The organism is Streptomyces humi, from assembly GCF_001005085.2.
In the GTDB taxonomy this organism is placed as follows: Bacteria; Actinomycetota; Actinomycetes; order Streptomycetales; family Streptomycetaceae; genus Streptomyces; species Streptomyces humi.
In genome coordinates, this window is the sequence record NZ_LBMU02000027.1 from 235,899 (window position 1) to 249,305 (window position 13,407).

The 13,407-nt window shown below is 70.2% G+C and carries 17 protein-coding genes; 15 read left to right on the forward strand and 2 right to left on the reverse strand.

Features of this window, described 5'->3' with window-relative positions:
- Positions 1-319 precede the first annotated feature (319 nt).
- Together AAW13_RS13240 and AAW13_RS13245 are read left to right on the forward strand one after the other, a co-directional pair.
- On the forward strand, positions 320-781 hold the full coding sequence (locus AAW13_RS13240) for a GntR family transcriptional regulator (protein ID WP_046730978.1): 462 nt from the start codon (positions 320-322) through the stop codon (positions 779-781).
- A 4-nt stretch (positions 782-785) separates the two neighbouring features.
- A complete protein-coding gene (locus tag AAW13_RS13245; protein WP_046731011.1) occupies positions 786-1,343 on the forward strand; it encodes an HD domain-containing protein in 558 nt (185 codons plus the stop codon).
- On the opposite strand, the gene AAW13_RS13250 is transcribed toward AAW13_RS13245, so the two are convergent.
- Positions 1,331-1,804: an NUDIX domain-containing protein gene (locus AAW13_RS13250; protein ID WP_046730979.1), complete on the reverse strand. Its 474-nt coding sequence runs from the start codon at positions 1,802-1,804 to the stop codon at positions 1,331-1,333. The genes AAW13_RS13245 and AAW13_RS13250 overlap by 13 nt on opposite strands.
- A gap of 2 nt (positions 1,805-1,806) precedes the next feature.
- On the reverse strand, positions 1,807-2,574 hold the full coding sequence (locus AAW13_RS13255; protein ID WP_046730980.1) for a helix-turn-helix transcriptional regulator: 768 nt from the start codon (positions 2,572-2,574) through the stop codon (positions 1,807-1,809).
- 503 nt (positions 2,575-3,077) lie between these two features.
- Here AAW13_RS13255 and AAW13_RS13260 point away from each other — a divergent pair.
- The 13 genes from AAW13_RS13260 (at position 3,078) to AAW13_RS13320 (ending at position 13,280) form a co-directional block, all read left to right on the forward strand.
- The gene (locus tag AAW13_RS13260; protein ID WP_046730981.1) at positions 3,078-3,347 is read left to right on the forward strand and encodes a DUF6284 family protein; all 270 of its coding nucleotides are present in this window, start codon (positions 3,078-3,080) and stop codon (positions 3,345-3,347) included.
- Entirely contained in the window at positions 3,344-3,793 is a 450-nt protein-coding gene (locus AAW13_RS13265) for a Pycsar system effector family protein (protein WP_046730982.1), read from the forward strand. Before AAW13_RS13260 ends, AAW13_RS13265 begins: the two co-directional genes overlap by 4 nt.
- Entirely contained in the window at positions 3,790-4,905 is a 1,116-nt protein-coding gene (locus AAW13_RS13270; RefSeq protein WP_046730983.1) for a conjugal transfer protein, read from the forward strand. Before AAW13_RS13265 ends, AAW13_RS13270 begins: the two co-directional genes overlap by 4 nt.
- Complete coding sequence (locus AAW13_RS13275; protein WP_046730984.1) at positions 4,902-5,516, forward strand: GGDEF domain-containing protein; 615 nt, start codon at positions 4,902-4,904, stop codon at positions 5,514-5,516. Before AAW13_RS13270 ends, AAW13_RS13275 begins: the two co-directional genes overlap by 4 nt.
- Positions 5,513-5,845: an RRQRL motif-containing zinc-binding protein gene (locus AAW13_RS13280; protein ID WP_046730985.1), complete on the forward strand. Its 333-nt coding sequence runs from the start codon at positions 5,513-5,515 to the stop codon at positions 5,843-5,845. The genes AAW13_RS13275 and AAW13_RS13280 overlap by 4 nt, the downstream gene beginning before the upstream one ends.
- Position 5,846: 1 nt before the next feature.
- Positions 5,847-6,164 carry a hypothetical protein gene (locus AAW13_RS13285; RefSeq protein WP_046730986.1) on the forward strand — a complete coding sequence of 106 codons (318 nt, stop codon included), beginning with the start codon at positions 5,847-5,849 and terminating at the stop codon, positions 6,162-6,164.
- A gap of 108 nt (positions 6,165-6,272) precedes the next feature.
- The gene (locus AAW13_RS13290; protein ID WP_046730987.1) at positions 6,273-8,390 is read left to right on the forward strand and encodes a cell division protein FtsK; all 2,118 of its coding nucleotides are present in this window, start codon (positions 6,273-6,275) and stop codon (positions 8,388-8,390) included.
- A 203-nt stretch (positions 8,391-8,593) separates the two neighbouring features.
- A complete protein-coding gene (locus AAW13_RS13295; protein WP_046730988.1) occupies positions 8,594-9,097 on the forward strand; it encodes a hypothetical protein in 504 nt (167 codons plus the stop codon).
- 17 nt (positions 9,098-9,114) lie between these two features.
- On the forward strand, positions 9,115-9,435 hold the full coding sequence (locus AAW13_RS13300; protein ID WP_046730989.1) for a MazG-like family protein: 321 nt from the start codon (positions 9,115-9,117) through the stop codon (positions 9,433-9,435).
- A gap of 89 nt (positions 9,436-9,524) precedes the next feature.
- Complete coding sequence (locus AAW13_RS13305; protein WP_046730990.1) at positions 9,525-10,811, forward strand: DNA cytosine methyltransferase; 1,287 nt, start codon at positions 9,525-9,527, stop codon at positions 10,809-10,811.
- Entirely contained in the window at positions 10,808-11,722 is a 915-nt protein-coding gene (locus AAW13_RS13310; RefSeq protein WP_046730991.1) for a bifunctional DNA primase/polymerase, read from the forward strand. The genes AAW13_RS13305 and AAW13_RS13310 overlap by 4 nt, the downstream gene beginning before the upstream one ends.
- Positions 11,719-12,138, forward strand: coding sequence for a hypothetical protein (locus tag AAW13_RS13315; RefSeq protein ID WP_240528612.1), 420 nt, complete (start codon positions 11,719-11,721; stop codon positions 12,136-12,138). The genes AAW13_RS13310 and AAW13_RS13315 overlap by 4 nt, the downstream gene beginning before the upstream one ends.
- Positions 12,135-13,280, forward strand: a complete 1,146-nt coding sequence (locus tag AAW13_RS13320; protein ID WP_046730992.1) for a DUF3631 domain-containing protein — start codon at positions 12,135-12,137, stop codon at positions 13,278-13,280. Before AAW13_RS13315 ends, AAW13_RS13320 begins: the two co-directional genes overlap by 4 nt.
- The last annotated feature ends 127 nt before the right edge of the window (positions 13,281-13,407 follow it).

Sequence of the window (13,407 nt, forward strand, 5' to 3'; positions counted from 1 at the left end):
AGTTTCCCCAGATGAACCCCATACGGGGCCTGCGAAGCCTTCCTTCGGCAAGCTGTACGCACCGTCTCGGATCGAGAGTGCTCCGCAGATGGAGTGCCCATGACGAACAAGGTCTACGCGACGCTCAGCGCGCGGCTCGCCGCTGGTCAACTCAAATGAGACAGGCGTCAGGGGACGGCTGAGCACCTGCCCGCATCAGGCAGATCGAGACAGCGATTTAGTGCGCCCTTGCGTGTTGCATCCCGTCCGGGCCCCTCCGCAACGGTCGCAGGTCGTGGGAGCCTTGAGGAGACCACGAACGAACAGAGAGGGAGAGCGGGTGCCGGAGCAGGCCAACCCTCGGGGAACCTTCCTGAAGATTGCCCACTCAGTGAAGCAGCAGATCGAAGATGACCCGACCATGACAGAACTTCCGTCGCTGGCTGAGGTCATGCGCGATCACAAGGTCTCACGCGGGGTCGCGGTCCGGGCGTTCGGCGTCCTGCGTCGGGAAGGCGTGGCCGAACCGGCGAAGGGCGGCCGATGGCGAGTCGTGCGATCCGGCACCCCCGTGGACCGACGCCCGCTGGAACAGCAGATCACGGACATCATCACGGCTGAGAAGCTGGAAGTAGGGGAAGCGTTCCCCAGTGCCTCCGTGCTGGCTACGCGATTCGGGGTCTCACGCCCCACAGTGACCAAGGCTCTGGACAAGATGGAGTCTGCCGGCGTGCTAGCGAGCGGAGGACAGGGCAAGGTGCGGACAGTCCGCGCGGTGCCGATTCGAGAGGAGCGTTCCTAGCTTGTTGACAGAGTGGGCCTATCCCCTGGCTGAGTCGTTGCTGGCTGAGTCGCTGCCCCGCCGATGGCGACACTCACAGGGCGTCGCCGAACGGGCCCGCACGATCGCGCCCATCCTCGGGGAGGATGCCGTGTTGCTGGAAGCCGCGGCCGTCCTGCATGACATCGGGTACTCCCCCTCGCTGGTCAAGACCGGCTTTCATCCGCTTGACGGCGCACGCTACCTCCGAGACGTCGCCAAGGCTGATGAGCGAGTCATCAACCTGGTTGCCCACCACTCGTGTTCGTGGATGGAGGCCGACGCGCGGGGCTTGCGTGAGGAGTTGGAGGGCGAGTTTCCCCGCGAACACGCGCATCTCAATGACGCGCTGTGCTTCTGCGACATGAACACCACACCGGACGGCACGTCCACGAACCCGATCGACCGGGTGAACGAGATCACCGGACGGTACGGGCCTGACAGCCTGATCGGGATGTTCATCCGGCGAGCCGAACCGGAGATCCTCGCCAGCACTTCGCGAGTGCTCGAACGGGTGGCCGCCGCCAAGCGTCAGCCAATGTAGGGGGCGGTACGCGCCCGGTCCATGGCGTGCTCGATGCGGAGCCGCATCGTGGGATGTATGTCGAGTTGAGACAGGTCTGCCGGGGTGACCCAACGGACTTCTGTCGTCTCGTTGCTCGTACGCACCTCACCGCCGACAAGACGGGCCCGGAAGCAGATGCTGAACTGCTGCCTAACTTCGCCGTCGTCGTACTGCATCACGTGACCGGGGTCGGTGTAGATCCCGGACATGTCGAGGACTTCCGCCTTGATCCCCGTCTCCTCCCAGACCTCCCGCGCGACGGTGTCGCTGATGGACTCCCCCACGTCGTGACCACCGCCGGGCAGAGCCCAACGGCCGTTGTCTGACCGCCGGATCATCAGCACCTCCCCCGCGTCGTTCTGCACGAACGCGACGACGGACGGCACAACCGAGTTGGCCGGCGGCGCGTCGGGGTCGTGAAGGTAGTCGATCCGCCCCATGGTCAGGCTCCCGTGTTGCTCGCAAAGTCCGCGTCGGTGATCTGGCGCGCGTTCTCCCAGGTGTGTTCGATGCTATTCGCGTACGTGTCGAACAGCCCACCGTCGGCCAGGCGACGCAGGTGTAGCACGGGGGCCATGTAGGCGCCGATGCCGTAGACGTGGGGGTTGACGAGCATCTCGTCATCAGCGCGGTAGATCGAGTTGTAGAGAGTCGAGTCATGCAGCCGGAACCCGATGTCAGGGTGGCTCCGCATGAGCGGACGGTAGAGCACCATGGCGTTGCGAATCTTTCCGTCCATAATCCGGTGACCCTCGTCTATCCCGCGCTGCCGCACGGCCGCGCTACCAGGCTCCCCGAGCAGGATCCGCACGCGGACGCCGGCCGCTACCTTCGCCTTGAGAAGGTCATGGAACAGCGGGTCTTCCGACAGGAACAGACCGGAGTAAACGAGCACGTCAAGGGTCTTTTGTGCCCTGCCGTAGATCTCGCGCCACAGCCCGGACGGCACAGTGTGCCGGTGCGGGTAGACCGTGCCAATCTCAGCTTTGGACAAGTCAGTTGCGCTGTCGATAGTGCGGTCGTCGTCCCACAGTGAGGTGACGTCGACCTTGAGCACGGTGGCCGTCGCGTACTGGTGGCGCCGGTACGGCACTTTGCCTTGCGTGATCCAGCGTTCCACGGTCTTCGGGTTGACCTCGATCGCTTCGGCCAGCCCCTGAACCGTCATGCCCCGAGCTAACAGCGCCGAGCGCAATCGTTCGTTGGACATCTGAACCCCCGTTGGGACGTCTAGGGACGTCTTGACCGTAGCCAGAACTCCCGAAGCTGTCCATGCAGGGGGTCAACAACTCCCCTGACCTGGGGCGATTCTGAGTGTGCGCCAAGAAGTCCTGGCGTGAAGTCAAGGAGTTCCGTCGACAGACTTGACGGACCACTATGCAGTACCTGTAAAACAGGTACTGCATGAACGCCCGGAGGGCTCCGTGAAACGGGCTCGAAGGAAGCGATTGATCTTTGAGAACTTCACACAGGGAACTGCCGGTAACCCGTGGTCCGCCTGCCCGAAGGGGTCGGAAACAAGGCGGAGAAGACCGGCGTGCCCCGTACGGCAACCCGACCGGTTCGAGTCCGGTCCGGGGCACTTCGGCCACTCCTTAGTGGCCGTGCCGCGTGCGACGCGCGGCTTTCCCCACCAACGGCGCGCACCCACCGGAGAGGCAACTCCGGTGGGTGCTGTTCGGGCCGTTCACCCTGCGAGAGGAACCACGACCCATGAACCCCATCGTCACTGTTCAGGACGCCGTTACCGCGTTCGCCGACTGGATCGAACCGACGGCGGCGGAACTCGACGCGATCGAGCAGGAGATGCCCCTGATCTTGGCGGACGTCGACCTGTTGGACGCGCAGATCGCCACCCTGGACCGCACCCCGACCGAGTTGGACGCCCGCCGGATCCGCCGGGCCCGCCGCCGGGCGCTCGCCGCCCGGCTGGCCCTGGTCAACCGCACGGCCGACACGAGCCTGCCCGGCGGTGCCGCATGAGCGCCCCGACCGGACAGACCCTGACCGCCGCGCACGCCGAAGTCCGTGCGGAGATCGCGCGGACGGACAACAAGACCGCGCTGCTGCTCGCGTTCGTCGGCGCTGTCCTGGCCGGCGCATGGACCATCGGCAGCTCCCTGCCCCTCACCCCGGCGGCGGTCGTCGTCGGCGTGCTGGGCATGGCGCTGCTGGTGAGTGCGGCGAGCGTGCTGCTGACGTCGGTACGGCCGAACCTGAACGGCGGTCATGGGTTCCCGCTGTGGGCGACCCTGACCCCCGAGCAGATCACCGCAAGCCTGTCGACGGACCTCGCCGCAGACATCGCCGGCCTCTCCCGGCTCGCGGTCGTCAAATTCACCTGCCTGCGCCGCGCGGTCGACCTCACCCGCGCCGGCGGCGCCCTCCTGGTCCTCGCGGTGGTGCTGGCGCTGGGGGGTGCGGCATGAACGAGCCCAAGCCCCTGAACAAGGTGCAGATCGGCGTTCTGTCCGCCGCGTTCGTTCCGATGTTCGCCACGGGCGTGGTCGGCGGGATCGGCACGTACAGCAACATCGGGCACGCATACGGCACCGGCACCGCCCTGGGCGCCCTGGGCGCGGGTGAGGGTGCCACGGCGGTTCTCGCCCTGGTCCTGCTCGGTCTGACGCTGCTGGGGCAGTCCTCGCCGCGCGTCATCCGGATCGGGTTGTGGGCGCTGCCGGCGGCCGCTGCCGTCATGGGCGCCACGGCGGCACCCGACTTCGGCCGGACTGTGATCTACGCCCTGACTCCGCTGGGTATGTCCGTGTCGGCGGAGGGCATGGCGTTCCTCGCGCGACGGATCGTGGTGCACACCGATGGCCGGGACGCGGAGCACGAGCAGCGCACCGCCGACATCGTGCAGGCGCTCGCCTACCACCGCGCCCGTGCTGCTCACCACCCGAGCGATCGGGTCAAGTGGTGGTCGGAGCGGAAGTCGTGGCGATTGGCCCGCAAGGTCGGTGTCGGAGACACCGTGCTGGGATCGAGTCTGCTGAACGTGCAGCGCCAGCGGGTCACTGCTGGCGCGGACGCGGCACTCGCGTCGATGTTCGGCACCGCCGCCGCACTCCCCGCCCCGGTCACGAATGCGGATGAATCCACCGGAAGTAGTCGAGAACGGTCTACCTCTGACCAGCCTGTATCGAGCATGCCCACGGTCGTGGTGGCACGGCTGTCGGTGCCCGATCCTGCGCCCGTCGACCTGGGAAAGTCGGGTACCGGCATGAAGCCGATGCCCGCCGTCGTCCCGACTGTGAAGCCGGTCCCGATCGCCCCGGCACCCGCCCGATCGGTCCCGGCCGCGTCGACCGCGCCGCGTCGGGCAACCGGTCGTGTGCCGGTCGCCGCGAAGTCGCCCCGCACCCGCCGCACTCCCGATCAGCTCATGGCCGAAGCGCGGAAGGCGACGGCCGGTCTGACGGACGCTGAGGTGACCGGAGAGGGTATCCGCCGGGCCCTGCGCACGTCGCCCGCCAACGCCCGCATGCTGCGGGATGCTCTGCTCACCGAACGCGCCGCCGGGGTGGTGGCGCCGTGAGCAGCCTCGCCGCGCTCTTACCGGCCCTGCCCGTGCTCGGGTGGGCGGTTCATGCCCGGTGGCTGCACTCCCGGTTGACGACGGCCCGCCGTGACCCGCTCACCGGGTTGTGGACACGGGACGCGTTCACCCGCCGGGCCCGCCGTCTGCTCCGGGACTCCCGCGCCGTGGTGGTGTTGGCGGACGTCGACCACTTCAAGCAGGTCAACGACCGCCACGGCCATGCGGCCGGTGACGTGTTGCTGGCCACGGTCGCCGCCCGCCTCGCCCACGGCACCACCCCCGGCGGTGTGGCGGGCCGGCTCGGCGGTGACGAGTTCGCCGCCGTGGTCATCGACCGCGACGGCACGATGCCGGACCGGCTGCACACCCTCGCCCGTGTCCTGGCCCGGCCGGTCGACACCGCCCCCGACCTGCACACCACCGTGTCCCTGGGCTGGGTGAGGGCCGGTGACCATCCGGGCGAGGATCTGTCCGCGCTGCTGCGCCGCGCCGATGAGGCCATGTACGCGGCGAAGCGCTCCGGCCGGTCCGGTCCCCGGCGGGCCCGTCTCGGGCGGCTGCTCGGGTCGGTGGCCGGTCGTCGTCCCGGACGGCGCGGCGCGGCGTGAGCACGCTGCCCGTCTACCGGTGGCGCCTGGCGCCGGACGGCTACGCCACCCGCCGCCAGCTTCGGGCCCGTGGCCTGCGCCCCGGTGGTCAGGACGTTGCCGCGCAGCTCGAACGCCCCCGCCGCCGGCGCGGCCCGCTGGTCGCGTACCTGTACCGCGTCGACCTGGCCAAACCGGTCCGGCCGATGACGCCGGGCCGGTGGGCGGCGCTGGCCAAGGCCAATGCCGCCCGCCGCATGTGCCCCTCCTGCCGGCGTGACGCCGGCTACGTCATCCCCGCCGCGCTCGGCAGCTGCGCGCCGTGCGCCTACCCGGAAGGGACCGCCTGACATGGGCAAGCCCGACACCAAGCGCGTGGACCGCGAGATCGAGAAGACCGCGAAGAAGCTGGAAGCGGTCCGCCGGGGCGAGTGGTGGCCGCTGACCAGCCGCGAACGCCTCGCCATGACCCGCGCCATGGCCGGCGGCGCCCGCAGCATCCACCAGGGCCGCAGCACCGGCCGTGCCGAGACCCGCATGGACACGATCGGGTCCGCCGCCGAGACCCGGCTGACCGCCGAACTGTCCGCGCTGTACGGGGAGCGGCAGCGGATCGTCACGGAGTACGCCCGCGCCAAGGCCGCGAAGAAGTCTTCCGGCTGGTTCTGACCAGCCACACCGCCGAGGGCGGGCCGCTCTTTCCACGGACCCGGCCCGCCCCGGTGCTCTCCCACTCATCCCGCCCCCACTTCGGGGGCAGTCAGGAGAAGTTCCAGCATGACCGAGAACGTCATCAACCTCCACAAGCCCACCGACCCGCCCGCCGGGGAGAACGCCCCGACCGTGCTCACGGTCGTTCCCGACCCGGCGCCCGCCCCGCGGCTGCCGCTGTGGGTGCGCTCCGGGCGTGCGGTGAAGGCGGCCGCAACGGACGAGAACACGAAGACGGTGGTCCGCGCGGTCGCCCGGCACTCCCTCTACACGTTCAACGGCGGCCGGATCGTCGCCCGCCGCACCTGGGACGGCCGGACCGGAGCCCGGTACGAGCGGATGATCCGGGCCGCTGAGGTGGCCGGGAACCTGGAGGTTGCGGAGGAGTGGGAGGAACGGCTCCAGCGGTTCCGGCAGGCACGCCACCACCGCCGCATGGACCTCCTGCACTCCCCGGTGGAAGCCGCCAAGGGCGTCGCCGTTGGCGCCGGCATGGGCGTCGGAGCACTAATCGGGCTCGGGATCATCATGGCCATCAACACCAAGCACCCCGTCGACGTCATCACCCCGCTCGCCGCCACGATCGACTTCATCGCCACCCTGATCCGGATCATTCAGATCGTGTGGGGGCCCGCGCTCACGATCGCCCCCTTTCTCGCGCTGCTGGCGCTGTGGTCGGTCGGCGCGCACCAGAAGGCGGCCCCGTCGTGGTCGATGCCCGAGCACCAGCGATCGAGCGAGGGTGAGCCGATCACCCCGTCCATCGTGGTCAAGGCCCTGCGCGACCTGGGGGTGCCCGCGCTGCGCAACGCCATCAAGGAGATGGGCGACGCGGGCGCGTCGATGCTCGGTCCGATCCGGATCGCCGGATGCGGCGTGGAAGTCGACGTCACGCTGCCGTCCGGGGTGTCCACGAACGAGATCCAGCAGCGCCGGCGGAAGCTCGCGGAGAACCTGACCCGGCACGAGCACGAGGTGTTCATCATGCTCCCCGTGGCCGCGCGCACGGTCCGCCTGTGGGTCGCCGATTCCGGCGCGCTCGATGAGCCGATCGGTCCGTCTCCGCTGGTCACCGACGAGACGATGACCACCGACTACAAGAAGGGCAAGGCGCCGTGGGGGCAGGACCTGCGCGGGGACGCGGCGGCCCTGAGCCTGTATCAGCGCCACCTGCTCATCACGGGTCTGTCGAACCAGGGCAAGACCGCCGCGCTCCGGTCGCTCGCCCTGTGGCTGGCGCTGGATCGGTCGGTGGAGTTCCTGATGGGCGACCTCAAGGGCGCCGGGGACTGGGCGATGTTCGAGGGTCGGGCGCGGGTGCTGATCCAGGGTCCGACGGATGAGCACGTGATCGAGGTGACCGAGATGGTGGAGAGCGCGGTGGACGAGATGAACCGCCGTCTTCAGGAGCCGCCCGGTACCGAGTTCCCGCCGCTGATCGTGCTGGTCGATGAGGCGCAGGTGGCGTTCATGTGCCCGCTCAAGGACGAGGAGAAGCGGCCGTATGGCGGGTCCAAGGCCACGTCCCGGTACTTCATGGCGGTCCGCAAGATCCACAACCAGGGGCGTGCGGTCAACGTGCTGATGTGGCAGGGCACGCAGGACCCGACCGACCAGAACCTTCCCAAGCTGGTCCGCGAGGGGGCCCACACCCGTGCCTCGCTCGCGCTGGGCACCGAGTCTCAGGCCCGCATGGCGCTGGGGGACAAGGCCGTGGACGGCGGCGCCGCGCCCAACCTGCTGCGCCCGGGTCTGGACAAGGGCACGGTCGTGGTCGCCTCGGACGGCATCGACATCCCGGCCGGCCAGTCGTCCATCACCGTGCGCACGCACTACATCGACACCGACACCGCGTACGAGATCTGCGAGCGGGCCAAGGCCCTACGCGACGGCGTCACCACCCTGCACGCCATCGAGCGGGACGAAGCACGTGACCCGCTCGCCGACATCGCGCAGGTGATGGGCGACGCGGCCCGCGTGCGCACCAAGGACGTCCTGGCCCGCCTCGGAGCGCTCGACGCCGGCACGTACGGGAAGTGGTCGTTCCTGGACCTCACCCGCGTGCTGGAGGGCACCGGCGCTGAGCCGTACAAGTCCGACGGCGTCATGACCATCGCCCGCGACCGCATCGCCCGCGCGCTCGCCGACCGCAACGAGCAGGGCTCCGCTTCCGCTTCCGAATGACAGGGAGCCGAACCCCGGCGGGTCAGGGAGACAGGGAGAACTCCCTGAACCCCTCCCTGACCCGCCTCCCTCCCCCTGACCTGCGTAATTGATCGTCAGGGAGGCAGGGAGGCACCGCAGGTCAGACCCCCGAAACCCCCCTCTCAGCGCCCCCGGCAGGGGGTGTCCTCTCCTCCCTGAACCGTGACCGGAAGGGATTCCGCATGTACCCCGACACCACCCCCGACAGCACCCTGTCGGGCATCCGGATGAGCGACGACGTCGCCGCCGCCGAAGCCGCCCGGATCATCGCCGACGCCTACAAGCCCGCCCCCAAGACCCCGACCGCCTACCGCGACGACAGCCCGCTGCCGCGCTTCGGCGACACGCCCCCGGTGCTCCAGCCGGACCGGCGGATCGTGCCCGCCTGGGCCGCCGGGACCGCTGTGGCCGGCATCGGCGTCGGCGCCGCGTTCGTCGGCGTCGGCTGCGGTGTCTGGCTCGCGTGCCAGGGATTCGCCGCCGTCTCCCTGACGTCGGTCCTGTTCGTCACGCTGCCCATCGCCGCCGTGGCCGGTGTCTTCGCCGCGATCGGGACCGCCCTGCGTTCCCTGCGGGGCGTGCACACGGAGACCCACCACCACTACCGGGGCCCGGTCCGGCAGGAGAACACCACCACCAAGACCTACGGACTCATCGCCCGCACCAACAACGAGCACAACGGCTGACAAGGAGAAACACCGACGTGAGCGCCATCCTGATCCCCGTCGCGGCCCGCATCGCCGCCGCCCTGAACACCACCAACGGCAGCAGCGAGCACGAGACCGCCATGCGCCTGATGAAGGTCACCGAAGAGGCCGGCGAAGCGTCCGCCGCCTACATCGGCATGACCGGCCAGAACCCCCGCAAGAACATCACCCACACCACCGCCGACATCGCCGGCGAACTGTGTGACGTCATCATCGCCGCCACCGTCGCCCTGCACTCCTTCACCACCACCCCGGCCGCCGACCTCACCGCCAAGCTCGACGCCGTCGCCCGCCGACTGAGCGCCACCCAGCAGTAGCTACGCCAAGGGCGGCCCCCGCATCTCGCCAAAGAACCGGGGCCGCCCTTGCCTGCCAGTCACCCATCAAGGAACTGGAGACATCCAGCATGACCTATCGTCCCGTCGATGTGCCCGATGGCGGCAACGTCAGCCTGTGCACCGGCTCCGCCGCGCTGGACCAAGCCGTGGAAGCCGCAACCGGCCTGCCCACGGTCCTGGTCGGCGAGAAGGACCCCGCCGCCTCCCGGCTGCTGGCCGCCCGCCTGCCCCACGCCCGCAACCTCGGAGACATCACCGCCGTCGACTGGCCCGCGCTCGCCGCGTCGGTACCGCGGCCGGCGTCGCTGACCGCCGGGTTTCCCTGCCAGGACATCTCCAACGCCGGACCTCGGGGAGGGATCGCCGGTGACCGCTCCGGACTCTGGAAAACCATCGCCAAAGCCGTTCGCCACCTTCGACCCCGACTCGTCTTCCTGGAAAACGTCGCCGCCATCCGCAGCCGGGGACTCGACGTCGTCGCCGCCGACCTGGCCGCGATCGGGTATGACGCGCGGTGGATGTGCCTACGCGCTGGAGACCCCGAAGTCGGAGCCTGCCACCGCCGCGACCGCTGGTTCGCCGTCGCGTATCCCGCTGCTGAAGACCCCCACCTCACAGCTCGCCAGGAACGGCGGACCGCAGCACCCGGACAAACGCCGGGCGGGCGGGCACGGGCCCACGCTGGAGGACGAAGTGGTTTTCTTGCTGCCCCCGACGGACACCTGAGGCTGCTGCCCACCCCGGCCGCCGCCGACGGCACCGGCGGTCCCGGCACCTCCCCCAAACGCCAGGGCGGCATGAACCTGCGCACCGCCGTCACCCTGCTGCCCACCCCGGCGGCACGTGACTGGAAGTCCGGCGCCTCCAACCTGATCGGGACCAACTCCCGCCCGCTGAATGAGGTGGTGGTCAACCTGCTGCCCACCCCGACCGCCTCCCGCTACGGCCGTAACCGGTCCGCCTCGCAGGGCGCGAGCTCGCGCCCGTCCATCGAGTACCTGGCCCGCAACCTGGCCGACGGCTCGCGGTGGGTGGCCACCAACGGCACCGACTACGGGCCCGCCATCCGCCGCTGGGAGGCGGTGCTGGGGCGGCCCGCGCCGGAACCGACCGAGGCGGGCACCAAGGGCAACCGCCGCCTGTCCCCGGCCTTCGTGGAATGGATGATGGGCGCCGACCCCGGCTGGGTCACCGATGCGGACCTGGGACTGTCCCGCTCCGACCAACTCAAGATCCTCGGCAACGGCGTCGTCATCCACCAGGCCCACTACGCCTACCGCGCGCTGCTCGCCACGCTCGCCCCCAAGACCGCGGCCCCGGCCATGCCGTCACAGCTCGCCCTGGACATCGCATGAACCACATCCTCCTGAACGCCGCGCTTGACGCGGCAGGACGCGGCTGGCACGTCTTCCCCCTGCGCCCCGGCATGAAGCGGCCCGCCCTGCACGGCGAGACGTCCTGCTCCCGGACCGGGGCGTGCGCGGCCGGACACCGGAAGTGGGAGCAGCGCGCCACCACCGACCCCGACCGCATCCGCGCGGCCTGGTCGCGGGCCCCGTTCAACGTCGGCATCGCCACCGGCCCCTCCGGGCTGCTGGTCGTCGACCTGGACATGCCCAAGGACAAGGACAAGGGCACGAGCGTGAAGGGCAGTTCGGACGCGCCTGGCGGCGCGGCGACCTTCGGGGCGCTCTGCGAGCGCGCCGGGCACGCCGTCCCGGACACCTACCGGGTGCGGACCGCGAGCGGCGGCATGCACCTGTACTTCACCGTCCCGGCCGGGGTCCGGCTCGCCAACACGGCCGGGACCGTGGCCCGTTCGGTCGACACACGGGCTTGGGGCGGGTACGTGGTCGCCGCCGGCAGCACCACCCCCACCGGAACGTACGAAGCCCTGTGCGCTCCCGTGACGGCCCCTCTGCCGCTCTGGCTCCAAACCATCCTGCAACCCACCCCCAAGCCCGCACAGGCCCCCTCGGGGGCCGTAGCGGGGCAATCACGCCGATATGCGGATGTAGCACTCGCCAACGAGACGCGGAACGTGGCCGGGGCCCAACAGGGTTCGCGGGAAGGCTCGTTGTTCCGGGCGGCGCGTGCTCTGGGGCGGTTCGTCGCGTGGGGCGACCTCCCCCGGCACGTGGTCGAGCAGGCTCTTCAGGAGGCGGGGCAGACGGCCGGTCTGTCCGCCGCCGAGTGCCGCTCGACCCTCCGCAGCGCCCTGGACTGGTCCATCACCCACAACTCCGGGCGCCGGGAGGCGGCATGAGTCCCCGCTCCCGCCCCCTCCTGAAGAGCGTCACCACCACCCCGGCCAGCCCGCAGGCCGCGCGACTGGCCGAACCGACGGCGGCCGTGGGCGAGCCGGAAGGCGCCGCCCGTAAGGGCGCCCGAACTGCTCTTCTCCCTGACCCGCAGACGGGTCCTTCGGCGGATCCGACGCCGGAACGGCCCAGCATCCGGATCTACGCGCCGCCGGTCTACCGCCACCCCTACGACGGCGCCCGCTGGTCCAAGCGCTACGCCGACACCCCTACCGCTGCCTGTGCCTGCGCGTGCGGGCTCACCGCCACCGCGACCGGGGCCGCCGACGTCGCCGCGCTGATCGCCGACTACGAGTACCACCGGGCCAAGGAATGCACCGGGGCCGCCGCCTCGCTCACCGAAGGGAGGGCCGCCGCATGACCCCCACCATTGACGGGGCCACGCTGCTCAACGAGGTGGAAGCCTTCCACCGCCGGTTCAACGTCTTCCCCACCGAAGCCGCCTACGTCGCCGTCGCCCTGTGGGACGCGCACGCCCACCTGCTCGACTGCTTCGACTCCACCCCCCGCCTGGCCTTCCTCTCCCCGGAACCGGGGTCCGGGAAGTCCCGCGCGCTGGAGATCGTGGAAACCCTCGTGCCCGCCCCGATGACGGCGGTCAACGCCTCCGCCGCCGCCCTGTTCCGCTCCGTGTCCAACCCCGCCGGCCGCCCGACGATCCTGTTCGATGAGATCGACACCGTATTCGGGCCGAAAGCTGGGGAGAACGAGGAACTGCGGGGGTTCCTGAACGCAGGGCACCGCCGCACCGGGGTCACCTACCGGTGTATCGGTGACGGCGGGAACCAGACCGTTCAGGCCTTCCCCTCGTACTGCGCGGTCGCCGTCGCCGGACTCGGCTCGCTCCCGGACACGATCATGACCCGGTCGGTCATCATCCGGATGCGCCGGCGGGCCCGCAACGAACGCGTCGAGTCCTTCCGGGCACGCGTTCACGAGGCGGAAGGGCACAAGCTGCGCGACCGGCTCGCCCAGTGGGCCGAGCACGCGCGGGGGTTCGTGATGGGCGCCTGGCCCGACATGCCCGACGGGGTCACCGACCGCCCCGCGGACGTATGGGAACCCCTGCTCGCCATCGCGGACGCGGTCGGCGGCGACTGGCCGGAGCGGGCCCGCGCCGCGTGCGTGACGCTGGTGACCGCGTCCAAGGCCAACGACAAAGGCAGCCTCGGTATCCGGCTGCTCGCCGACCTGCGCGACCACGTCATGACCGGCATCGACCGGCTCCCGACCGTGGCCATCCTGGACCGGCTCAACGCCCTGGACGACGCGCCCTGGGCCGATCTGCACGGCAAGCCGCTCGACAACCGCCGCCTGTCGCGGATGCTCGCCGAGTACATGACGGCGGACAACGAGCCGATCGCCTCCCGCAACATCAAGACCGCCGGGAGCGTGCTGAAGGGCTACTACGCCGCCGATCTGTGGGACGCGTGGGCCCGCTACTGCCCCCCACCCCCGGAAAGTCCGCTACCTCCGCTACCCGGCACCGAAAACGTGGCCTGACCAGCGCCAACACGGTAGCGGCAACCACCCCGAGTTGCCGCTACCGTCCCGCTACCCATCCGCTACCGCTACCCCTTCCCGCTACCCCGAACAGGCCCCTGACCTGCGCGGTAGCGGCGGTAGCGGA